The sequence below is a fragment of the Armatimonadota bacterium genome, assembly GCA_020354555.1.
Taxonomy (GTDB): domain Bacteria; phylum Armatimonadota; class Hebobacteria.
Genome location: CP070648.1, coordinates 805,159 through 828,324 on the forward strand (window position 1 = coordinate 805,159; position 23,166 = coordinate 828,324).

Consider the following 23,166-nt stretch of genomic DNA (forward strand, 5'->3'; position numbering starts at 1 on the left):
GCGCCGCAATCAGGACAGTTCCGGCTGGCCCGTCGCGGATGCCACCTCGCGCCAGAAGATCCCACCGCGCGCGATGCGTTTTTCCACTTTGGCGACCAGTGGCAGCGGCACCAGGACGTGACCCGTGAGCCATTGGGTCAGCATGAAGCCGCTGTGGCCGGCCAGAGCGCTGTCCACCGCGAGGTCGCCGAGCCGCGCGGCGGCGATCAAGTCCTCCGCGCCCGGCGCCACCGCGCGAATCAAGTATCCCGGCTGGCTGATAATGACATGCCCGGTGAAGATCGGCGGCTTGATGAACTGGGCGCGCAGCTCGTCGCGCATCCACCGCAGCGCGAGGTCGCGCAGGTCCTGGCGCCCGTAGTACGGGTCGCGCAGGCCGGTGGCGGACGGCTTGGGCAGCTTCGCCAAGTCCTGGCTCACCAGGTACTTGCCGAGCGCCAGGAGCGCTCCCTCCGCCACGACGACGAGAGCGTAATGCTGCGCGCGAGCGCGGTCCGCGACGTACTCCGCCGCCTTCCAGGGATCGAAGCCCTCCTCGGGAATCAGCACGCAGTCCGCCTTGCCGCTGGCGAGCGCCGCGGTGGCGGCAATGAAGCCCGCGTCCGCCCCGAACAGCTCGACCAGGATGACGCGGCGATTGGCTTCGGCGTCGGTGTGCAGGACATCGAGCAAGCGCGCGGCCTCCGCCAGAGCGGTGCGGTGGCCGAGGGACTGCCACGTCCACGCGATGTCATTGTCCATCGTCTTCGGGATGCCAGCGATCACGATGTTCTTGCCGGCGGGGTCGCCGCGCAGTGCATTGTGCAGTTCGAGCGCGGCGTGCATGCCCCCGTCGCCGCCGATCACGTAGAGGATGTCTATCTTCTCCGCGAGCAGGTTCTGCGCGATCTGGTTGAGGCGCCCGGCTGCGGAGAAGTCGTAGCGAGATAACCCAAGTTGGCACCCGCCGAGATCACGCCAGGTCACGGTCTGCTCCGGGCGGAGTTCCACCGGCCCCGGGATCGTCACGTCGGCGCGCCCGCGCGGGGCCATGAGGCCCTCAAAGCCGTTCTTGATGCCCAGCACCTGACCCGTGCACGCGGGCCCGTCGCCGGTGCGCCCCGCGGCGTCCCACGCCGCCTGAGCCGCTTGAACGTACCGGCCGTGGCGGCGCACGATGGCGTGTATCGCCGCGTTGGTGCCCGGGGCAGTGCCGCCCGCTGCGACGATCGCGGCGCGCACGGTGCACGGATCGAAGCGCAACTGCTCGCGCGGCCCCGCAGCGAGGAAGCCGGGGAACAGGCCGCGGTCGGCGAACGCCCGCACTATGTCGTCGTCTGCGCTGACGAGCCGCCGTTGCTGCGGATCCTGGAACTCCCCGACCTCGTCAGCGGGAAGCGGGTTGGGATAGTCGGCGGGGCCAGGGATGACCGACACCGTCGTCTCGTCGTGGAGCACGTCAGCCGTTACCTGACCATCGAGCCACGTTTCCTGGATATATCGCTGCTCGGACGTGAGGACATTTCTCGGCATCATTCAACTGACCTCTCGCGCTGCTGTGCGGCGTCGCTGGATGATCGGCGCCGGCTGCACGTATCACCTCATCACTGTTCTGTCAATTGCGGCGGCTATCCTGCCCAATAGCGTCCTGGTATCGGCGCAGCGCTCCAGGCATGATGCGGCGGCGCCGCATGACGCCACCGGGGCGCTAGTTCCCGCACGACGTGCGCGTCGGCTGGACGGGCAGCGACACGCAGGGAGACGATTGTGCCTGACGAAACATGATGCCGAGGTGCGATGCGATGGCCTTCGAAACCCAGCGCCGCCGTGCGCAGGCGAGCAGTGGCTGCCGCAGGAGTACGGTACGCCGTACCGCGATCGGCACGGCGTGTAGCCTGGCGCTCGTTCTGACCGCGCTGCGATTCATGTCGGCGTCAGCCGAACCGGCCAATGAGACGACATCAGAGGTGGTCAACATGCCCTCGACGACACGCGCCAACGACTTCTATGTCGGAAATCGTGCGCCCCTGCTGCCCAGCCCGCTCATCAAGCTGCCCGCCGGCAGCGTCCGGCCCGAGGGCTGGCTGAGGCACCAGTTGGACCTGATGGCGCAGGGCTTCTCCGGGCGCCTGATCGATATCAGCCAGTGGTGCCGCTTCGAGGGCAGCGCGTGGGCGGACGCCAAGGGCAACGGCGAGTTCGGCTGGGAGGAGCTACCGTACTGGCTCAAGGGCTTCACTTCGCTGGCCTATGCGCTGCACGACGAGCGGCTCATCGCCGAGGCACAGCGGTGGCTGGAGCCGATCATCGCGAGCCAGGATGCCGACGGTTACTTCGGCCCGCGCGTCAATCGCGAGGCGCCGGACCTGTGGCCGAACATGATCGCGCTCTACGCTCTGCGCACGCACTACGAGGCGACGGCGGACGAGCGCGTGATATCGTTGATGACGAAGTACTTCCGCTGGCAGGCCGCGCTGCCGATCGAGCGGTTCCTGCCGGGGAGTTGGCAGCAATGGCGCGGCGGCGATAACCTCGACAGCATCTACTGGCTGTACAATCGCACGGGGGAGTCGTGGCTGCTCGACCTGGCGCGCGTCAACCACGAGCGCACCGCTGACTGGACCGGCGGCATCCCGACTTGGCACGGGGTGAACGTCTGCCAGGGCTTCCGCGAGCCCGGCGAGTACTACCAGCAGAGCGGCGACCGGCGCTACTTGCAGGCGACGCAGCGCAACTACGACACGATCATGAGAGAGTACGGCCAGGTGCCGGGGGGGATGTTTGGCGCGGACGAGAACTGCCGGCCCGGCTACACCGGCCCGCGGCAAGCCGCGGAGACGTGCTCGATGGCGGAACTCATGCACAGCTCGGAGATGCTCGCGCGCATCACTGGCGATCCGTTGTGGGCTGACCGCTGCGAGGAGGTCGCGTTCAACTCGCTGCCTGCGTCACAGACGCCGGACTACAAGGGATTGCACTATTTGACCGCGCCCAACATGGTTCAGCTCGACCGGGAGAACAAGAGCCCGGGCCTGCAGAACGCGGGTTGCATGCTCGCGTACGACCCCACGAGCTATCGGTGCTGCCAGCACAACATCGCGTTCGCGTGGCCGTATTTCGCGGAGCATCTGTGGATGGCGACTCCGAGTAATGGACTGGCGGCGGTGCTCTATGCGCCGAGCGAGGTGACGGCGAAGGCAGGGCCCGGCGCGGAGGTGCGGATTGCGGAGACGACTGACTATCCTTTCGGCGAGACCGTCGAGTTTCGCCTTGCCACCAACAGGCCGGCTCAGTTCCCGCTGCTGCTTCGCGTCCCGGGCTGGTGCGAGCGACCGCGGGTGGAGATCAACGGCGAGCCGTTAGAAGTGCTCGCTCATCCGTCATGCTGGATTGCGATCGAGCGCACCTGGCGCGACGGAGACGTGCTGCGGCTGACGCTCCCGATGACGGTCCGCGTCCGGGTGTGGGAGCAGAACAACAACGCCGTGTCGGTGAGCCGCGGCCCGCTGACCTACTCGCTCAGGATAGGCGAGCGATGGGCGCGTTACGGCGACAGCGACGAATGGCCGGCCTACGAAGTCTTCCCCACGACACCATGGAACTACGGGCTGATCGTGGACATGCAGAATCCGGCCCGGTCATTCGAAGTCATCGAGAAGCCCGGGCCGCTTCCGGGTCAGCCGTTCGACGTCGAGGCCGCGCCAGTTCAACTCTCGGCCAAAGCGCGCAGGATACCGGAATGGAGAATGGATGGCGGGCTGGTGGGCGAGCTTCAGATGAGCCCGGCGAAAACGTCCGAAGCCGTCGAGTCGGTGACGCTCGTCCCGATGGGCTGCGGGCGGCTTAGGATCGCGGCGTTTCCCACGGTAAGCGACGGCCCCGACGCGCACGAGTGGGTGGCGGCCCCGGAGCCGCCGCTCGCCTCGCACTGCTGGCCGAATGACACCGTGCGCGCGTTGAACGACGGCATTGTGCCGAAGAGGTCGAGCGACCAGAGCATCCCGCGGATGACGTGGTGGGATCACAAGGGCACGACGGAATGGGTCGCGTACCGGTTCGACGCGCCGCGCGAGCTGAGCTGGTCCGAGGTGTACTGGTTCGACGACACCGGCGTCGGCGAGTGCCGCGTACCGGCGCGCTGGCGGCTGTTATGGAAGAACGGCGAGGCGTGGGAAGCGGTCAACAACGCGTCGGACTACGGGGTGCAACTCGATGAGTTCAACCGCGTGACCTTCGAGCCCGTGGTGACGACCGACGTGAAGCTCGAGGTCGAACTCCAGCCCGGCTTCTCGGGCGGTATCCAGGAATGGCGCTTGGGACGGTCGTAGGCAGCGCGGCGATACCTCGCCCGACCCGTCGCGCCCAATCCGACGGTCGCTTGGGAGCGCGATCCCTGCGACGACGACACGTCCGCATCAGTCCGTGAAGAACAACTCGTACAGGCCGTCTTCCGGTGGGTTGCGCCGGACGCCGACTTTGCCCGCACAGGTCCGGCGATCCAGCGGCGCGTCGGCGGGTAGGCCGACCGCCGCTATCTCCACAACGTAGCGACACCCCGGCAGGACCTCGGGCACCGGGACCGATACGTCGAGCCATCGCTCCCACATGGAGACGCGCCCGGTAGGATCCCGGCCCGGCAGCACCCGGCGCCGCGTATCACCCTCGACCGCGACCACGACGACGCTTTTCACGTCCGTGCCGTACGCGCTGTCAATGAAATCGAAGCACACCACGTATTCGCCGGGCTGCGTGATGTACGGCGTGGCGTCGAAGGTGAGGGTCTGCTGCGGGCCGTCGGCGAAATCCTCTGCCGACCACTGGCCGAGCTCCCAGTAGCCGAACGCGAATGGCGGGGCGGCGATGCCGAGCTGCGCGCCGATGATCCCGCGCGTCACCGCGGCGGCGCGCGGGGCGACGTGAAGCGTATCGAGCAGACGATCGGGCATGGATCCACCGGACCGCGCGCATACTCGCTCCCCCCAGCGTCGCAGGCGCGAGCTGGTCACGGCCGCGCACTGGTCGAGCGTGTCGAGCGCGTCCGCGGCGGCGCGGATTTCATCGGAGGACACAGCCTGGGCATCAGCCGGCAAATGCGACAGCCGGTAGAGCGACCGCAGGAGCTTGACCGAGGCGATGGTAATCTCCGTCTCGTCCACCGCATCGGGGAGGTCAAGGCGGCGGGCGATGGCGAGCGCCTCTCGCGCCTGGGCCAGGTCGCGTTGTATCTGCTCTTCGGACAGGACTTCCGGGCCGCTTTCGAAACGATGATCGAGTGGCACGTCGCGACCCACGGCCAGCGCCGGGTTGTAGATCAGGTTCAGAAACAGCCTGCTGCCGGCGATGTCCCACCCGACCGGCCCGATCTTGTCCGCCCAATCTGCGAAGGCCTCGATGTTCGCGACGCCGACGGCGCAGGCGTACGCGCGGGCGAACTCGCGCGGCGAGCGTCCATTGTGGTTCCAGCTCCACTCCGCGGCGGCGGTGACGTTGAACTCATGGAAGCGATTGGACGGGACGGCATAGCAGATGACGTTGGACAGCCCCTTGGTGGCGAACTCGTCCATGCGGGCGTGGACGAACTGCGGTCCGGTCCACGGAAACACCGTCCGCCACGCATTGGTGACCTGCGGGTACACGCCGAGCCAGCGGCCGGAGCGGGCGAATTCCTCGAGCAGCGGGTAGATCATGGGGTGATGCGATGAGTCGTACGTGCGCCCGCCGTCGTAGTACGAAACGCCGACATCCCGCGGCGCGGCTTCGAGGATCTTGTCATTGACGCTGTAGCTTCCCTGGGTGGTGAGAATGCGCAACCGCGCGTCAGGGTTGACCTGTTCCTGCGCCTGCCGGAAACCCGCGACGATGGCGGCCACCTCCAGGGCGTAGGGATCCTTGCCCGCGCACTCCTCGCAGAAGCAGGGCGTAGCTTCCTCGGAGAGCCAGACCATGATATCCCGCACGCCGGGAACGGCCGCGATTCCCTTGAGCCACTGCGCGATGAGATCCCACGTTCGCGGCTTGGACATGCACAGGACCGGGTAGAAGTCGCTGCGCTTTGCGCGTTCCTCGCTGGGCGTGCCGTAGCAGTCTTCCCACCCCTTGAGGCCGCCGCGCGTGAGCTGCTCCAGATGCGAGAGGATGGGCACGACTTTGACGCCGAGCCCCTCCCCTTCCGTGATCTTGGCCCGATCGAAATGGATGGTCGGCTGCCCGTTCTCGTCACAGCCAGCCCCGGCGTGGAGTTCCACGACGTTCAGTTTCCGCTGCGCCATCCACGCGAAGTCAGATGCCGCGTTGCCGCCCCACTGGCCGCGCTCCGCGATATCGGGCCAATCCACGATCTCGCCCAGCGGCAAGGCGAGTGGCGTATCGGGCGCAACCTCGGAGGGGGGAGAGATCAACCGCTGTAATGTCCGCGCGGCGTAGAGCAGGCCCAACGGCGCGTTGGCTGCGAGCACGATTTCAGCGCCGCCGTCCGTCTCCCGGCTGAGGATGGCATAGGCCTGGTCGGAGTTGGGGAGCGCGCTAAAGCGGGCTGCGAGTCCGTCGGGCAGGCGAGCGTCGCCATCCGAAGATAGTGCGAGACGGATCCGACACGGGCTGTCCTCTCCGCCAAGGGCGAACGATCTGATGATCTCCAGCGCCGTGACGACCGGCGGCGGACTCTCTGCCGGCGGAACCACGTGAATCCGCACGGCCGTCGTCGCGAGTCCGCCCGTGATGGTCATCTCCTGCGGCAGCGGTATCACCCGCACCGCCCAGTCAACACTCGTGCCCGTGCTCATTGCAGTGGATGCCTCCTCCTGTACGGGATTGCCGTGCGCGCACACACGCGCCGCGTAGAGAACAACCACGCCAATGGTCACGACGGCGATCCTGCGCATGATTCACTCCGCGAAAAACGATGCGGCCACCGCGTTCTCCGGCCACTCGCGCCTAATGCCGGCGCTGCCGCTGCAGGTCCTGCGATCCGGCGGCGCATCGGCAGGGATGCCGCGCACGTCAATCTCCACGACATAGCGACATCCCGGCAGAATCTCGGGCACCCTGACCGACATGTCGCTGTACCGGCTCCACATGGACACGCCGCCGGTGGGGTCCGAAGTGTCGAGCACCTGGCGGCGAGTTTCGCCGTCAAGCGCAACGATACGAACGCGCCGCACGTCGGTCCCGTAGGCACTCTCGATGAAGCTCAGGCACACTGCGTATCTGCCGGGCTCCGCGATGTGTTCCGTGGCATCGAAGGTCAGCGTCCGCTCGGGGCCATCGGCGAAGTCAGCGCCGGACCAGCTGCCCAGCTCTCTAGTGTGGGACTCCGGGTGTGGATCGTCTATGCCCAGACGGTCGCCGATCATTCCGCGGACGACGCTCGCGGCGCGGGGCACGACGTGGATCGAGTTCGCGAGGCGGCCGGGCAAGGATTCCCCGATGCGCGCGCTTTCGCGCTCGCCCCATCGTCGCAGGCGAGTGCTGGTCACGGCGGCGGACCGGTCAAGCGTGTCGAGGTTGTCGGCGGCCGCTCTGATGTCGGCCGCGGATAGCTGCGACGCGTCGAGCGGGACGTGCGACAAGCGATACAGCGCGCGCAGGAACTTGAGCGCGGCGATGTCCATTTCCGTCTCGTCTACCGCGTCGGGCGTGTTCATGCGACGGGCAAGGGCGAGCGCGTCGCGCGCCTGCGACAGGTCGCGCTCGATCTGTTCCTCGGACAGGACTTCGGGCCCGCCCTCGAAGCGATGATCCAGCGGCACGGCCTCGCGCAATCCCATGCTCGGATCGTACATCAAGCAGAGGAAAATCTTGGTGGCGGCGACATCCCACCCTACCGGCCCGATCTTCTCGGCCCACTCGGCGAAAGGTTCGACATCGGCAATCCCGGCGGCACGGGCGAACGCGCGCGCGAATTCGCGCGGCGTGCGCCCGGCGTGGTTCCAGCTCCATTCCGCGGCGGCGGTGCAGTTGAACTCGTGGAAGCGGTGGGATGGAACGGCGTAGCGGATCACCGAGGCGAGCCGCTTGCCATAGAACTCATCCATGCGCGCCTGGATGAACTGGGGCCCGGTCCACGGCAGCACCGTGCCCCAGGCGTTGGTGATCTGAGGGTATACCCCGAGCCAGCGACCGGATGCCGCATACTTCTCCAGCAGCGGATAGATCATGGGGTCATGGGTGGAGTCGTAAGTGCGGCTGCCGTGGTAATAGGTCAAGCCGATGTCGGCGGGCAGTGCCGCGACGATCTCATCATTGGAGGCGTAACTTCCCTGGCTGGTGAGGATGCGCAGGCGGGCGTCGGGGTTGACCTCTGCTTGCGCCTCGCGGAATGCGGCGAGCACGACCGCAACTTCGAGCGAGTACGGGTTGTGCCCGCGGCACTGCTCGCAGCAGCACGGCGTCTCCTCCTCGGAGAGCCACACGCTGATGTCGCGCACGCCGGGCACGGCTGCGATCTGCTTGATCCACCCCGCGATCAACTCCCGCGTCCGCGGTTTCGACATGCACAAGGTGGGATGGAAGTCGCTGCGTTTGGCCCGCTCTTCGGTCGGCACGCTGTAGCAGTCTTCCCACCCCTTGAGCCCGCCGCGAGCGAGATGCTCCAGATGCCCCAGGAAGGGCACGACCCTAATGCCCAACTTCGCGCCCTCCGCGACCTTCGCCTCGTCGAAACGGATGATCGGCTGTCCGCGCTCATCGAGTCGCTCGTGGACGTCCATCTCCACGACGTTGAACTTCCACCGCGACATCCATGCGAGATCGTCCTCGGGGTCTTCCCCCCACTGGCCGCGTTCCGGGATGTCAGGCCAGTCCACGATCTCGCCGAGAGGCAAGATGAGTTCCGTGTCCTTCGTGACGCACGACGGCGGAGACACCAACTGCTCAAGTGTCCGTGCAGCGAAGAGCAGGCCCTGTGGAGTGTTTGCGACCAACAGGATCTCGACGGCGCCGTCGCTGGTTCGCCGACCGAGCAGTGCATACGCCTGGTCGGCGTTGGGCAGCCCACGCAGGCGTTCGGCCAACCCGGCGGGCAGCGCGAGATCATTCTGTGACGACAGTGCCAGCCGGATGCGGCACGGGGGGACCTCGCGGCCGAGCGCGAAGGATCGCAGAGTATCCAGCGCAGTCGCGATAGGTGGAGAGGTGGCCGCAGGCCCGAGCGCGCAGAGCTCGTCCGCCCTGACCACAGCGCTGTCCGTTATGCTCATCTCGTGCGGCAGCGGTATGACCCGCACGGCCCAGTCAATGCTTGGTGTCGTACCCAACGGCGTAGATGCCTCCTGGATGGATTGAGCCGCGACGACGTCAGTCAGACTCCGGGCCGCTGAATCTGCGCCGCGCCGGTCACCTGCCGAACACGCACCACCCGTTGCGATGGCGCTCGCCGACAGCATTGCCAGAACGGTAATGCCGGACGTACCCAGAACTCGTCTCATGACCACTCCGCTTTGTTGCTCACGGTAACGACGGACTTCCGTCACCGAACGGCCAAGTCCTCTGAGACCGCGCCTCACAGGCGGCCCTGGGGGGAGGGGCGCACGACGAAGTCCACTCACTTCTCGGCAAAGTGCCCCTCGGACGGGCCGCGGCGTATGGCGTGCCCGCGGAAAGGTGACTCGGCGGCGTCCCCCGTATTATGCGCCAGGAGCGGGCCGCGCGCCGCCGCCGTCGCCCACGAGGCAGCGGCGCCGAGCCCAAGACCTGCGACACGTCCGCCGTTGCGGAGGCAGCGATGATGTCCAATCATGCCGATGCGGCCGATCACTGGCAGCTCTTCCTGGACGATGACGTCCTGGCGCGGACGACAGGATTCGACCGCATCATACACCACCCGCGGGCGACGGGTGTCGTCATTCCCGCCGACCGACCGTGGGAGACCGCCGGGGTCGCGCCGCTGCTCGTGGATCGCCGGGGCGACGGCTCGTTCTTCGCCTACTACACGGCGATGTGGTGGGACATTGACGGCGCCGACACCCTGCCGGATAACTTCAGGCGCGACCGCGCGCATCACATCTTCCACGGCGTCGCCTATGCCGAAAGTGACGACGGAGTTCACTGGCACAAGCCGGAGCTGGGCCTGGCTGAGGCGCCCGCCGCGGTTGACCGGGACAAGTACGCGCCCTTCCCCTCGCCCCAGGGCGTCGCCCGCGAGAATAACCTCGGCGTGCCGTTCGTGGTGGTCGCGGACCTCGGCCGGTTTGGGAACGTCAGCGACCTGCACAAACGATATGCGCTGCGCCTGGCGCCCGATCCGACGCAGCCGGCCGGCGTCGGCGCCGCCTGGACCCTATCGCCGCGCGGGTACTTCGCCTCCGAGCTTCCCGATTTCGTGAACGAGCGCGAGTGGGGCAAGAAGCTGCTCGATTCCGGGGGCTGCTTCGACCCACGGCGGCACCTGCTCCATTTCTGGGACGACGTACACGAGGAATGGGTGGCCATGGAGCAAGGCGTGATCGGCCACTGGCTGCCGTCGCGCGAGATCGCGCGCATGTCGTCTCCCGACCTGATTAGCTGGACATCGCGGGCGGTGCTGTATCCGGATGCCGCCGATCCACACGGACAGGACGACTACGACGAGCCGATGTCGCTGACGCCGTTCTGCGCGGAGCGCGTCGTATTCGGGCTGCTGAGCTGGTTTCACTCGGATCGGACGCATCCCGACGGCGGGCCAAATCTGGAGCCGTCGCCTGGACATCCGCACATCTGGCCGTGGTGCCGCAAGGGAACCTGCGAAATGCGCATCACCCTCAGCCGCGACGGCGGCATGACGTGGGACCGTACGGTCAGCCGCGAGCCGTGGATTCCACACGGCGGCGAGCAGGACAGCTACGACCGGCTGGTGATCGGCGCGCTGCCGCCGGTACGCGTCGGCGACGAGGACTGGTTCTACGTCGAGGTGATCGACGGCGACCACCTGGGCATTCGCAACGACGTCGAGCAGACGCCCTACTATCGCGGTCGCTTGCCGCAGCACCAGATCGCGCTGTACATCCAGAAGCGCAATCGCTACGTGAGCCTGACCGCGCGCAACCATCCAGAGGTGCTTATCACGAAGCCCATCACGATCACCGGTGATTCACTTCGGCTCAACGTTGACGCGAGCCGCGGCGAGGTGCGCGTCGGCATCGCGGCGGCTGGACCCGTGTCGACGTTCGAGGATACGACGCCGTCGTTTGCGCCGCATCTGCTGGAGCAACGGCTGCTCTGCGGTCTTGGGTTCGACGACTGCGTGCCGGTGCGGGGGAATTCGGTTGAGCACGAGGTGCGGTTTCGGGATGGAGCGGCGCTGCAATCGCTTCGGGGGCAGGCGGTTTGCCTGCTAGTCCGGATGGTTGACGCGGACCTCTACGGCTTTCGGTTGGTGTGAGCCAGCCACGGCGTTCTCAGAGGAAGGATGCAGCAGAGATGAAGACGCGGGTTCTCGGTCGCACGGGATTGCAGGTCAGCGAACTCGGCCTCGGCGGGTTATTCATCTCGCGAGTCGGCGGCAAGCCGCAGGAAGAGTCCGTGCGAGCGATTCGCCGCGCGCTCGAACTCGGCGTCAACTACATTGACACGGCGCCGACGTATGCCGACAGCGAGGAGGTGCTCGGCGCCGCGCTCGACGGTGTCGAGCATTCGTACATCATCTCGACCAAGCTCGGCGGACGGCCGGAACCGTTCGACGCCAAGGACAAGGCAGCGCTTCGCGAGTCGTTCGCAACCAGCCTGCGCCTGCTGCGGCGCGACTCCGTTGACATCCTGATGGTCCACGAGCCCGACCGGCCCGGACAGTATGACTGGTGGACCGACTATGACTCGTTCCACGGGCCGGTCATCGAAGTGCTGCAGGAACTCAAGGGCGAGGGCATCATCCGCTTCACCGGCCTCGGCGGGACGACGGCGTACGAATTGCCGCGCATCATGGCGACGGGGTTCTACGACGTCGTTTTGACCGCGTTTAACTACAGCCTGTTGTGGCGCGAGGCGGCAATCGCGGTGCTCCCCGAAGCAAAGAAGCAAGACATGGGGCTGATAATCGGCTCGCCGCTGCAACAGGGCGCGCTCGCGCGGCGGTATGACGACGAGGTGAGCCACGGCGCGCCGTGGCTGAGCCCCCCGCGCCGCGCGCAGTACAGGGCGCTGTACGCGTTTCTCGACGAGCTGGGCTTGCCGCTCGCCGAAGTCGCGCTGCGGTTCTGTCTGTCGCATCCCGACGTGGCGACGGTGCTGATGGGAGCCCGCTCAGTCGAAGAGGTCGAGCAGAACGTCGCCGCGGTCGAGAAGGGACCGCTGCCGCCAGAGGTCCTGAAGCGTCTCGACGAGATCGCGGCGATGGTGCCGTTTCGCCCGTTCGAGGAGCCGTTCGGGCTGCCGTTTGGGCGGGAGCACCACGGCCCCGGCCGGGCGAGATAGCGAGCCGCGGTTATTGTACTACGCGTGAAGGGCGTACATCCGGCGGGCGATGCGTGCCCGCATGAGCAATGCGCGCGAGCGGAGTTGAGTCAATGAAAGCGGTCGTCGTTGAGGATGCGAATCGCGTCACCGTACGCGACGTGCCGAAGCCGCGCGACATCGGCCCGTACGAGGCGCTGACGAAGAACGTGTGCGCCAGCATCTGCAACGCCACCGACCTCAAGATCTTCCACCGGACACTCCACTTCGTGCACGACTATCCGACAATCCTCGGCCACGAGGGCGTGGGGCGCGTCATCGAGGTCGGCGAGAAGGTCCGCAGCTTCCGCGTCGGCGACCTGGTGTCGCGCCCGCGCGCCAACCCGCCGCCGGAGTCCGGGCTATTCGAATCGTGGGGGGCGTTCGCTGAGTACGGTGTCGTCACCGACATGCGTGCGATGGTCGAGGACGGCGCAGCGGAGGCCAAGCCCGGCCGAGCGCCCGACCAGATTGCCGCGCCGCCTGACGCCGACCCGGTCGCGCTGACGCAGATGGTCACTCTGCGCGAGACGCTCTCCCTGTTGCGCAACATGGGCGTCAAGCCCGGCGAGTCCATCGTCGTCTTCGGCACCGGGCCGGTCGGGCTTTCGTTCTCGATGCTGGCGCGGCAGATCGGCCTGAATCCGGTCATCGTTATTGGCCGGCGCGACGCGGCAATCGAACGTGCGAAGACGTTCGGTCGCGCTACGCACGTCATCAACAACACGATTAAGAACGTGCCCGAGGTTGTGCGCGAGTTGACGAACGGCCGCGGCGCGGATTGGGCGATCGAGGCTATCGGCACCGACGCCGTGCTGCCCGACGCGCTGTCTTCTCTCGCGCCCGAGGGGAAAGTCGCGCTGTACGGCGTGCCGGATGCGTGCGAGGTTGGATCTCCGCTGCGCAGCGGGGATTCCATCAGCAGCGCAGGGCCCAACGAAGGCGCGGCGGCGAAGGGGATATTCGATTGGGTCGCGGGCGGCGTCATCCCCGCGCGCGAGTTCGTCAGCCACGAGGTGCCGATGGCGGAGGTCAGGGAGGGATTCCGCCTCCTTGAGAGCAGGGAGGCATTCAAGGTGCTACTCTGGATCGAACTACGGACGGCAGCGGCTGGCGCGTAGGGCAAGCGAGCCGAAGGCACGCCGTCAGCGCCTATTCGGCGGCCAGGTCCCATTCCTCGGTGAGGAGTTGGCGGAGCAGGTCGGCAGCCCGCGCCTCGGGCATATCCAGGAACGCGCGGCAGACATGCTTGCACAGCGCGCCGCGCGTCGCCTGGCGGCGAAAGTCCGGACAGTCGTGCGCAATGCGGCGTTTTGATGCATCAACGGCAAAGGCGTAGTTGCCGACTGTGCCGCACCAGCGCTCGGGGCCGTCCTCCTCGAACGTCGCCGCCGGAGTCTCCTTCTTCGCGCGCGTCAGGCGGCTGCGACCGGCGGCATAGGCCAGCAGGTCATCGCGGCTCATGCCTGATGCGCGGTCGGGAGAAAGTGCGGGCAGTCGCTCCTCAGGCATGCCGAAATCGGCAGCCAGGCCGAAACGCTGCAGCGCCGCGTTGATGCGCGCGTCAACGAACTCCTGCTCTGCGCGCGTGTACTTGGCGCGATTGCGCGGCCGGTCGAAGTACTGGCGCGCCCGGCGGGCGTGGATCGGCGTGTGAACGGGATACTTCCAGTTTTCGGGGTCGGCGTACGACTCTTGGTCTCGCGGGTAACCTTTGGGCGGGCCGGGCCTGCCATCGGCGCGGCGCGCAGGACGTTTGCCGGGCACAATGTCCTCCTTTGGGCCAGGGCCGCCGGAGTAGGCAGCCATCGCAGCGACGCTCGCCGTAGCCAAGAGCAAAGAGACCTCCCCGGCTTATGGCGCGCGAGCATCGGGACGTAGTTTTCGACCCGTGTGCACCCGAAGCAGGTCGGTCACTCCCGCCTCGGACGCGATGTCCAGAGGCGTGCGCCCCTGGTCGTCACGCGCTTTCATATCAGCGCCTTTGGCCAGCAAAAGCCGCGCCGTCTCCAGGTGTCTATCCCTCCGCGCTTCAGCGTACCGCACCGCTGCCGTGCCGTGCCGAGGGTCGATCTTTGGAGCGCGGTCGATGAGCCAGCGCTGCTGCCGCGCGAGTTCGGTGACAGCGAAGCGCACGGGCGTTTCCCCGCCGTGGCCTTCGCGTCTCGCGTTGACGTCAGCCCCGTTTGCAATCAGCACGCGAGCCGCCTCGGCTTGGCCCTGGCGGGCGGCCTCATGAAGTGGCGTCGAGCTGTCCTCTCCTCTGGCGTTTACGTCCGCTCCGCTGGAAATGAGAAGACCCACAACATCGGCGCGGCCGCCAGCAGCCGCCCAGTGTAGCGGTGTGGACCTGTTGCGTCCTACCGCGGTGACGGCCGCCCCGCGTGCAAGAAGGAGCCGTACGGTGCGCACGTCTCCCGCGATGGCCGCATTATGCAGCGGCGTCGAACCGTCCGCGTCTCTGCTGTTGACATCGGAGCCCCCGACGAGCAGCGCCCTGACCGATTCAGGGTCGCGGCGGTGAGCCGCAACGTGCAACGGCGTATTCCCTGCATCATCCTTGGCCTCGACGTTCGCTCCGTTGCTCACCAGAAGTCTTACGAGAGCGACGCGCGACTCTCTCTCCGCGGCCTCCGAGTAGTCTCCGCCTGCCAGCGCCCAGTGGAGCGGCGTCGAGCCGTCGTCTCGTCTCGCATTCACATCTACTCCTGCGGATAACAGCAACTTCACAACGTCGACGCAGCCCCCGCGCGCCGCGGCGTGAAGCGGCGTCGAGTCTCCGCGTGATCTGGCTTCAACGTCGCCGCCTTTGGCGATCAGCACCGCTGCGGCCGCCACGCGGCCCTCCGCGGCCGCGACGTGCAGGGGCGTCCGCCGCTCGTCTTTCGTCCTCGCGTTGACATCGGCGCCTTTGGCCAACAGAAGCCTGACGAGACCTTCGTCCCCCGACTTGGCGGCGCCGCATAACAGCGGATAGCCACGTACGCCAGCCACCTCGACGTCAGCGCCGTGCGTCAGCAAGAGCCGCGCAGCTTCCGGCTGAATGGCCTGTGGGGCCATCGCCAAGGCCAGCGGCGTGCGACCGCGGCGGTCCTTTGCGTTGACGTGCGCGCCCGCGGTCAGCAACAGGCGCAAGACTTCCGTCCGACCCGCTTGGGACGCGGCATGCAACGGCGTCGCGTTGTCTATGTTTCTCGCGTTGACGCCGGCCTGCCGTGCGAGGAGCAGCCTCACAACCTCGGCGTGGCCCTCCGCCGCTGCCTGATGCAGGGGAGTGTCGCGGGACTTGTCGGGAGCGCGAACATCCGCGCCCGCATCGAGGAGCAGCGTTGCCATTGGCGTATCACCGCGGCGAGCGGCGAAGTGGAGCGCAGTCTGTCCGGATTCGTCGATGGCATTGACGGAATCGGCGTCGGCCCTGAGAACGTTTCGGACTGCGCTGACATCGCCCGCCTGTGCCGCGCGGTGAATCGGCTCGGTGCTTCCCGCCCGGCCCACCCTTCCCGCGTGCCTCGCACAACCGCCCACGCCGAGCGCGAGGATGATCGCGCACGACGCGGCTGCGTGGAGCCCTCTGCGCATCGTGAACACCCCGTCGAAACGTATCTTCAACGCGCCCCGTGCGCATCCTCGCATCTCCACGCGCATCGCTCCGCACCGGCGCGCACGCCGCTCCCCGTCCTCACGTCGGTCATGCCCCAGCCCCACCGGGCGGGCCGGCTCATCTGCAGGGGCCGGGGCTCACGGAGCAGAACCCTGCACTGGCTCAGGCGAGCAGGGACAAAGCACGTGCGCATTGATTTCCACGGGCGGTTGTCGGACGCAGATGAGATTCGGGCCGGGTTCATCGGGTGCGGCTCGCATTCCTTCCGCAACATCTATCCCACGTTCCAGTTTGCGCCGGTGCACCTGGCCGCAACCTGTGACCTCGACCTCGAGAAAGCGCGGGCATTCGCGGCGAAGTTCGGCGCGCGCAGCGCGTATTCCGACTATCGCGAGATGCTCGAGCGGGAGGAACTGGACGCAGTCTTTATCGTGGTGGGCTACGATGACGCGGGGCGCCCCCTGTATCCGCGGATCGCTACGGACTGCCTTAGCGCCGGGCGCCACGTGTGGATCGAGAAGCCGCCCGCGGCAACATGCGCGGAGATCGAAACGATGTCTGAGGCGGCCGCCGCGGCCGGCAAGCACGTCATGGTCGGCCTCAAGAAGATGTTCGCCCCCGCCAACGAACACGCCAAGGCACTATCGGAGGGAGCGGACTTCGGCCGCGTCTCCTTGGTAACGCTGCAGTACCCGCAAGCCATTCCGACGCCCGAGGAGTTCGCGCGATACCTTAGAGGCGGAGAGCGCGTCGCGGCGGTCGTTGGTTTCCTCGACCATCTCTGTCACCCGGCGTCACTGCTCGTGTACTTACTGGGGATGCCCGAGACACTGTACTACGAGTGCAGCGCGGCACGCGCCGGGGTCGTCACGTTCTCGTTCGCTTCCGGCGTCGTGGCCTCGCTGGCCTCTACCCACGGCGCCGCGGTGAGCGGCGGCATGGAGCGGACGACCGTCGTTTCCGATGCGGGGAGGCACATCGTCGTTGATAATAATATCCGAGTGACCTACCACCGCAACCCGGTGAGCGGCTACGGCGACGTGCCAACGTTCTTCGCCGGAGCGCCGGAGCGGACGAGCGCGGTGTGGGAGCCGGAGTTCTCACTCGGTCAACTGTACAGCAAAGGGCTGTTCCTGCAAGGGTACTATGGGGAGGTCACCGAGTTCGCCCGCGCCATTATTGAGAATAGAGCGCCGGAGAAGGCAACTTTGGAGCACGCGCGGCAAGTGACGCGCATTTTCGAGGCCTTCGCGGAAGGGCCCCGCCGCACCGTCTCGCTGACTTCGGGCTGAGTGGAGATCAAGGAGAAGCGCGTGAAGTTCGCCGTGGTGAGGCAGGTCGAAGCTGAGGCCGATCGCGTTGACGAGAGCTGGGGCAATCTCCGCTGGCTGGCGAGCGGGGAGCTGACCGACACGGGCGGGCTGACGCTCGGTCGCGTGGTCATCAAGCCGGGCATGAGCAATCCGCGGCACAGCCATCCGAACTGTGACGAGGCCCTTCATCTGCTTCGCGGCACATTGGAGCATTCGGTGGGCGACGAGATGGTTATGATGAATGCCGGCGACACGCTGGTTGTTCCCGCGGGTGTAGCGCATCAGGCCGTGAATGTCGGCAGCGAAGACGCCGACATGATCGTCGCGTATAACACCGGCGAGCGGCAATTCCAGCGGGAACTGTAGTGATCGCGCGCAGGCAAGCGGCGGCGAATGCGGATCAGAAGGGTCGTCAGCGCGCCCGGGCCGGCGCGCCGTGTGATGTTTGACAGCATGGTGCGAGCATGATAGTATCCGCCGCGGCGAGTCCGCGGATGATTGATGGCGCTCCCATACTCCGATTCCGCGATTCGGCGAATCGCACGCAACGCGGTCAAGGGACCAGCGCCGGCGGCCCGCGAGTGAGCGTGAGCCGGAGACGCTCACCGCGCGCGTCTTGCTGTTCCCTCACGACGCGCGTGCGCCGTTTCCCGCCCTGTAACTTCCGTATGTCCAGCTTGTGCTTGCTGCTGGCGCTCCATGTCGTTCTCGCAGCGCCGTGCTCCGCTCTTCACGGGGCCGATCCGACAACACTGGCCGTTGACGCCGCGCGAGGAGGATGCGACGCCGCTCGCCTCTTGGTGCCGGCGCCACCCGCGTCTTCCGCGTTATGGATGTCGTTGGCCGCGAACGCCTCGGGCTACGAGTTGAGCATAACCGGGCTGCCCGCAACGATCCGCGTGCTGATGCCGGGCGGTACGGTTCAGGAGATGAGCCTCGAGGAGTACACGAAGGGCGTGCTGCCGAGCGAGCTATACGCGTCCTGGCCGACGGAGGCGCTGAAAGCCGGTGCGGTCGCGATGAGGTGCTACGCAGCCACGTCCTGGCGCCACGACGATGTCGGGGCCAACGTATGCACGACGACGCATTGTCAGGTGTGGTCCCCTGCGCGGGATCCGCGGACCGACGCGGCGGTGGATGCGACCTCCGGAGTCGCGGCGACTCACGACGGCTGTGTGATCGCGGGCTACCACTTCAGTCACTGCGACGGCACCACGCGGAACAGCGAGGATGTGTGGGGCGAGTACCTGGCATACTGCCGCGGTGTGCCGTGCGGCTGCGGCTATGACTTCATGGGCGGCCACGGCGTCGGCATGTGCCAGTGGGGGGCATGGGCGATGGGCGCCGCCGGATACGATTACACCGAGATTCTGCAGCACTACTACACCGGCGTTGCGATCGTGGACTTTACGACGTTCGACGACGTGCCCGTTGGGTACTGGGCGCACGACGCGATTGAGGCCATCTACCGCGAGGGAATCACCGGGGGGTGCAGTGCGGTGCCGCCGCTGTACTGTCCGGCAGGCAGCGTCACGCGCGGACAGATGGCCGCGTTCATCTGCCGCGCCGCCGGGAAGTCCTGGCTCGATCCGGGGACGGCTACGTTTGCGGATGTGGCGCGCGGCGAGAACGGTCAGTGGGACGGCGGTGGCAGCGGCGGCCTCGATGCCGATGGCACGCACGTGTTCTACGGCTGGATCGAACGGTTGGCTCATCCGGAATCATGGGGCGGCACCGCGCCGACGGTGGGCTGCGGGGCGGGGGTGTACTGCCCGGGGTCATCGTGTACGCGCGGCCAGATGGCGGCATTCCTCAGCCGGGCGCACGGCAAGACCTGGCTGGATCTCGGAACGGCCACTTTCGGCGACGCGCTGCGGGGTGAAAACGGCCAGTGGGACGGCGGCGGCACGGGCGGCCTCGACGCCGATGGCACGTACATATTCTACGGCTGGATCGAGCGTCTGGCTGACCCCGGTTCGTGGACTACGCCACCGACCGCCGGGTGTGCTGCGGGCCCGCCTCCGCTCTACTGCCCGGCCAACAACTGCCGGCGCGACCAGATGGCGGTCTTCCTCTGCCGCGCATTCGAGATACCGTACTGACCGGCGCGGTCGGCCTCACCCGCACAGCGCCGTGACGCCGCGGCTACTTGCCGGATTCGGCGATCGCCTGTCACGTCGGCCGGGGCAAGCTGCAGTAGGCGTAGTGAACCAAGGGGCGGCGCGCCGGGCGACTCGTCGCTGCGGCCGATGCTTCCGTCCATGCGCCTGTCACTTGCTCGTGCGCCGGCGGCGCTTCACCTTCCACTTCTCGGCCTCTTTGAGAAGCGCTTCGCCTTCCTCCTGTGACGACGCGGAGGTACTGATGAGCAGCCCTTCCGGCCCCAGCTCCTTGACGAGCTGCTGCGCCTCGTCCTTGCCGACACCGATGAGGAGCAACGGCTTCCCCGCCTCGCGCGCCTGCCGGTACATGTCGAGCCACACGGGGTCGCCGGCGCCCGGTTGATTCGCGCCGGGGGTCCACTGGAGCGCGGTGAGCTTGGGAATGGAGAGGATGAGATCGAGGTGCTTCACGGCGTCCACGCCGTCGAGATGGTACACACTGTAGTCGAGCCGCTCGCACTGCTCGGACAGGTACGGCACCACGAATTCCTCGAACATCGCGGGCGAGATCATTGCGGAGAAGTCGCACTGGAGCTTTGCCATCTTGCCCGGCGCCCAGACCTGAAACGCGGAGAAGCAGCAGCCGCCGCCGTCGTCCGACGCGATGGCCCAGAGATCGTCAAAGCACCGGAAGTAGAGTTCGAGCACTTGCCGCTGCAGCTCGTGTATCTGCCGCGGTCGATCGGACAGGTCGTGGAGAAGGCTCTGCGTCCCGCGCAAGCTGGCGAGGGTATCGAGGTTCTCTATCAGATCGGGGATCGCGGTCAGGTAGCGGTCTCGCCCGCGCTGTACGCCTTCTGCGACGAGATTCATCGTCGCCTGCCACCAGCGATTGCCCGGGTCGAAGTGCAGCTCCGGCGCCGCGTCGAGGTCTTCAATACACGGCTGATACCACACCGTGTCCTCGGCGAACGACGGCTCGGAACCTAGGTACAGCGCCAGGCTGCCGGGGCCGAGGTGTGGATCGAAATAGGGGAAGGCCTCGCCGCCATACCAGGTTGACGTGAAGCGCTGCTCGGTGGCGGCGATGCGGTGATTGGGATCGAGCCAGCGTTCGGCGAGGTCGTCCGGCGCCGCGACGGCGGGGGCGTCCACTGCAAGCGGCTGTTCCCGAGGCGCGGTCACCTGCAGTGCAACCCGATTCACTATCTCACCGCGCCACCAAGCCGCCAGCCGCTCGGCTGCCTCTTCCCAGTCAGGTTTGAGTTCCATGTGCGTCCCGTGACCCCCGTAGGCACAATCGTGGTGGGAGTTGTCCGCTTCGTGGGGTCGCCGCGCGCGGGGGCGCACTCGCCTCGGTGCTCCCGCTCGGCTCTAGTTCTCGATGCCAGGGTCTCCCCCCTCTTGCGTCCTGCGATTCAACCGGCGGAATGGCCGTGCCGCGCACGACCTGAAACCGCTTCCCTCGGATGGCCCGGCCGTAGGCGCGAGCGCCCGCCCGTCCGGCGCGTCGGCGCGCGCCCCGTATCATCATTCCCCTTGTTGGCAGGAATGGCCGCGGCCCCGACGCGTCGAAGTACTCTGTCCCAGGGGCGGGTGCGCGTCGCAGCGTCGGCCGGGCGGCGGCGCCTTCCCTGCCTGATTCAGAACGCATCAGTCTTGCCAGAGGTAGTGCGCATGGGCATCAGTGTAGGCATTGTCGGCGTTGGCGCGTTCGGGCGTGGGTTCGTTGGGCTCTTCAAGCGTCACCCGCTCGTTGATCGCATCGCCGTTTGCGACATCCGATCGGATCGCTTGTCGGCCGTCGCGCGGGAATTCGAAATCGCCGAAACCTACGCGAGTCTCGACGACATTTGCAGGATCGACATTCAGGCGCTGGTCATCATCACGCAGCCGTGGCTCCACGCGCCGCAGGTGATCCAAGCGCTGGAGTCGGGCAAGCACGCGTACAGCGCGGTGCCGCTCGCCTACTCGAGCGACGGCGACGACATGTTGGAGTGGTGCGACCGCGTCATCGAGACGTGCAAGCGCACCGGCATGCACTACATGCTGGGTGAGACGTCGTATTACCGCCCGGAGGCGATGTACTGCCGACGGCGCGCACAGGCCGGGGATTTCGGCAACTTCGTCCATGCCGAGGGCCAGTACATTCACGACGTGGACTGGCCCGCGTGCAATCTGCGCGACGTCGCCCGCAGTCGCTGGGGCGCCGATTGGCGCCCCGCGAAGGCCGGCGGCATCCCGATGCATTACCCCACCCATTCCACGGGCGGCTTCATCTCGGTCACGCGCGCCCACGTCACCGAGCTGTGCGCATTCGGCCGCGAGGATCCCGCGGACGACTGGCACCGCGCGGACACGGAAAGCGGCAATGTGATGGGTAACGAGATCGCGCTGATGCGGATGAGCAACGGCGCGACCGCCACGATCAAGGAATACCGATGGGTCGGGGCCTGGGGCCACGAAGGATTCAGCGTTTTCGGCACGAAGGCATCGTTCATTGACAGCTTCGGCCAATGCCGGTGGATCACGCGCGATGAATTGCCGGAAACGTTCCTGGCGACCGAGGAGATGCGCGACCCGCTGCCGCCGGAGGTGGCGGCGGCGTTCCGGGACGAGAAGGGGGAGACGGAGTACGGCGGCCACGGCGGGTCGCACGCGTATCTCGTGCACGAATTCGTTGACGCCGTGGCGCACAATCGCACGCCTGCGGTCAACGCGTGGGAGGCAGCGCGGTACCTCGCGCCCGGGGTGATCGCGCATCAGTCAGCGCTGCGCGGCGGCGAGCTGATGAAGGTGCCGGACTGGGGGGATGCGCCGGGGTGATGTGGGCGCGCGGTTGGTACCTCCTCCCCCTGCCAGGGTGAGGATTGAGGCGAGGGTCGCGAGGTTTCGCAGCGCTGCAAGCATCGCGCTCGTTTCCAATCGCGGGCTGACACGCTCACCCGGCCTCTCTCTGCGAGGGAGAGGCGTATCCGGTACGCGACGCCGCGGAATCGCGCGAGAGATCTGAGCGGACGACGAGCAATGGAGGTTGAGGACACGTGAAAGCGGGGTTCTACGAGGCCGATATCACGCCGGCGGTGGGGATGGAACAGCCGGGAGGCTACGGCAAGGTCTACATCAGCCGGATACACGACCCCTTGAAGGTGCGCGCCGCGGTCATTGATGACGGCAGCGAGCGGGTCGCTCTGGTCGGCGTTGACACGTGCGTCATTCAGTCAGCACAGGCCGTGGCCGAGGCGCGTCAGGCGGTTCAAGAGCATTGCGGCATCAAGGGCGATCATGTTCTGATCGCCGCATCGCACACCCACGCCGGCGGGCCTTTCTTCGGGCTGCTCGCGCGTGATGTCGAGGGCGCTCCGGAGTTGGTCAGAGACCTCGTGCTCAATCACTCCACCGTCACCGACCCGGAGTATCGTGACTGGGTCATCGCGCAGATCTGCACGGCGATCTGCGAGGCCGACCGGCGGAAGGAAGACGCGCGGCTCGCGGTCGGCTCGGGATGCGAGGGCAAGACGACGTTCAACCGTCGCTTCCGGATGAAGAACGGCCGCAGCTATACCCACCCCGGCAAAGGCAATCCGGATATCGTCGAACCTGCGGGGCCGATAGATCCGGAGGTCGGCGTCATCGCTGCCTGGGGCTCGCGCGGGGACCTGCTGGGCTGTATCGTCAACTTCGCCTGCCACGGGACGACGTTCGGCGGCGGCGTTTCGGCGGACTGGATTGGCTACCTCGACTCGACCATCAAGGGCGCGATGGG

At 67.0% G+C, this 23,166-nt stretch carries 15 protein-coding genes; 9 read left to right on the top strand and 6 right to left on the bottom strand.

Annotation, left to right across the window (positions count from 1 at the left end; translation table 11 throughout):
* Window positions 1–9 precede the first annotated feature (9 nt).
* Window positions 10–1,515, bottom strand: a complete 1,506-nt coding sequence (locus JSV65_03290; protein UCH35388.1) for a 6-phosphofructokinase — start codon at window positions 1,513–1,515, stop codon at window positions 10–12.
* 440 nt (window positions 1,516–1,955) lie between these two features.
* Between JSV65_03290 and JSV65_03295 the strand changes: the two genes are divergently transcribed.
* Window positions 1,956–4,307 (top strand): glycoside hydrolase family 127 protein, encoded by a 2,352-nt coding sequence (locus tag JSV65_03295; GenBank protein UCH35389.1) that lies wholly within the window; start codon window positions 1,956–1,958, stop codon window positions 4,305–4,307.
* An 87-nt stretch (window positions 4,308–4,394) separates the two neighbouring features.
* On the opposite strand, the gene JSV65_03300 is transcribed toward JSV65_03295, so the two are convergent.
* Both JSV65_03300 and JSV65_03305 read right to left on the bottom strand, forming a co-directional pair.
* Window positions 4,395–6,860 carry a hypothetical protein gene (locus JSV65_03300; protein ID UCH35390.1) on the bottom strand — a complete coding sequence of 822 codons (2,466 nt, stop codon included), beginning with the start codon at window positions 6,858–6,860 and terminating at the stop codon, window positions 4,395–4,397.
* Between the two features lie 3 nt (window positions 6,861–6,863).
* Window positions 6,864–9,233 carry a hypothetical protein gene (locus JSV65_03305; protein UCH35391.1) on the bottom strand — a complete coding sequence of 790 codons (2,370 nt, stop codon included), beginning with the start codon at window positions 9,231–9,233 and terminating at the stop codon, window positions 6,864–6,866.
* 467 nt (window positions 9,234–9,700) lie between these two features.
* Between JSV65_03305 and JSV65_03310 the strand changes: the two genes are divergently transcribed.
* From JSV65_03310 to JSV65_03320, 3 genes are all read left to right on the top strand, one after another.
* A complete protein-coding gene (locus tag JSV65_03310) occupies window positions 9,701–11,335 on the top strand; it encodes a hypothetical protein (GenBank protein UCH35392.1) in 1,635 nt (544 codons plus the stop codon).
* Between the two features lie 38 nt (window positions 11,336–11,373).
* The gene (locus JSV65_03315) at window positions 11,374–12,363 is read left to right on the top strand and encodes an aldo/keto reductase (protein UCH35393.1); all 990 of its coding nucleotides are present in this window, start codon (window positions 11,374–11,376) and stop codon (window positions 12,361–12,363) included.
* A 92-nt stretch (window positions 12,364–12,455) separates the two neighbouring features.
* Window positions 12,456–13,502 carry a zinc-binding dehydrogenase gene (locus JSV65_03320; protein ID UCH35394.1) on the top strand — a complete coding sequence of 349 codons (1,047 nt, stop codon included), beginning with the start codon at window positions 12,456–12,458 and terminating at the stop codon, window positions 13,500–13,502.
* A 31-nt stretch (window positions 13,503–13,533) separates the two neighbouring features.
* Here JSV65_03320 and JSV65_03325 read toward each other — a convergent pair whose 3' ends face one another.
* On the bottom strand, window positions 13,534–14,220 hold the full coding sequence (locus JSV65_03325) for a hypothetical protein (GenBank protein ID UCH35395.1): 687 nt from the start codon (window positions 14,218–14,220) through the stop codon (window positions 13,534–13,536).
* A 15-nt stretch (window positions 14,221–14,235) separates the two neighbouring features.
* Window positions 14,236–15,993 carry an ankyrin repeat domain-containing protein gene (locus tag JSV65_03330; GenBank protein ID UCH35396.1) on the bottom strand — a complete coding sequence of 586 codons (1,758 nt, stop codon included), beginning with the start codon at window positions 15,991–15,993 and terminating at the stop codon, window positions 14,236–14,238.
* 177 nt (window positions 15,994–16,170) lie between these two features.
* Here JSV65_03330 and JSV65_03335 point away from each other — a divergent pair, with 177 nt between their 5' ends.
* The 3 genes from JSV65_03335 (at window position 16,171) to JSV65_03345 (ending at window position 19,400) form a co-directional block, all read left to right on the top strand.
* The gene (locus JSV65_03335; GenBank protein ID UCH35397.1) at window positions 16,171–17,277 is read left to right on the top strand and encodes a Gfo/Idh/MocA family oxidoreductase; all 1,107 of its coding nucleotides are present in this window, start codon (window positions 16,171–16,173) and stop codon (window positions 17,275–17,277) included.
* A 162-nt stretch (window positions 17,278–17,439) separates the two neighbouring features.
* Complete coding sequence (locus JSV65_03340; GenBank protein ID UCH36688.1) at window positions 17,440–17,664, top strand: cupin domain-containing protein; 225 nt, start codon at window positions 17,440–17,442, stop codon at window positions 17,662–17,664.
* A 467-nt stretch (window positions 17,665–18,131) separates the two neighbouring features.
* Window positions 18,132–19,400, top strand: coding sequence for a SpoIID/LytB domain-containing protein (locus JSV65_03345; GenBank protein ID UCH35398.1), 1,269 nt, complete (start codon window positions 18,132–18,134; stop codon window positions 19,398–19,400).
* Window positions 19,401–19,568: 168 nt separating this feature from the next.
* On the opposite strand, the gene JSV65_03350 is transcribed toward JSV65_03345, so the two are convergent.
* Window positions 19,569–20,672 carry a hypothetical protein gene (locus JSV65_03350; protein ID UCH35399.1) on the bottom strand — a complete coding sequence of 368 codons (1,104 nt, stop codon included), beginning with the start codon at window positions 20,670–20,672 and terminating at the stop codon, window positions 19,569–19,571.
* Between the two features lie 405 nt (window positions 20,673–21,077).
* Here JSV65_03350 and JSV65_03355 point away from each other — a divergent pair, with 405 nt between their 5' ends.
* On the top strand, window positions 21,078–22,226 hold the full coding sequence (locus JSV65_03355) for a Gfo/Idh/MocA family oxidoreductase (protein UCH35400.1): 1,149 nt from the start codon (window positions 21,078–21,080) through the stop codon (window positions 22,224–22,226).
* Between the two features lie 218 nt (window positions 22,227–22,444).
* Window positions 22,445–23,166, top strand: a 722-nt coding sequence (locus JSV65_03360; protein ID UCH35401.1) for a hypothetical protein, incomplete at its 3' end; no start/stop codon positions are given.

Excerpts from the sequence above, each read along its gene's own strand:
- JSV65_03290 (UCH35388.1), bottom strand. The coding sequence starts at position 1,515 with ATGATGCCGAGAAATGTCCTCACGTCCGAGCAGCGATATATCCAGGAA.
- JSV65_03295 (UCH35389.1), top strand. The coding sequence starts at position 1,956 with ATGCCCTCGACGACACGCGCCAACGACTTCTATGTCGGAAATCGTGCG.
- JSV65_03300 (UCH35390.1), bottom strand. The coding sequence starts at position 6,860 with ATGCGCAGGATCGCCGTCGTGACCATTGGCGTGGTTGTTCTCTACGCG.
- JSV65_03310 (UCH35392.1), top strand. The coding sequence starts at position 9,701 with ATGATGTCCAATCATGCCGATGCGGCCGATCACTGGCAGCTCTTCCTG.
- JSV65_03315 (UCH35393.1), top strand. The coding sequence starts at position 11,374 with ATGAAGACGCGGGTTCTCGGTCGCACGGGATTGCAGGTCAGCGAACTC.
- JSV65_03320 (UCH35394.1), top strand. The coding sequence starts at position 12,456 with ATGAAAGCGGTCGTCGTTGAGGATGCGAATCGCGTCACCGTACGCGAC.
- JSV65_03340 (UCH36688.1), top strand. The coding sequence starts at position 17,440 with ATGAGCAATCCGCGGCACAGCCATCCGAACTGTGACGAGGCCCTTCAT.
- JSV65_03345 (UCH35398.1), top strand. The coding sequence starts at position 18,132 with ATGTCGTTGGCCGCGAACGCCTCGGGCTACGAGTTGAGCATAACCGGG.
- JSV65_03350 (UCH35399.1), bottom strand. The coding sequence starts at position 20,672 with ATGGAACTCAAACCTGACTGGGAAGAGGCAGCCGAGCGGCTGGCGGCT.
- JSV65_03355 (UCH35400.1), top strand. The coding sequence starts at position 21,078 with ATGGGCATCAGTGTAGGCATTGTCGGCGTTGGCGCGTTCGGGCGTGGG.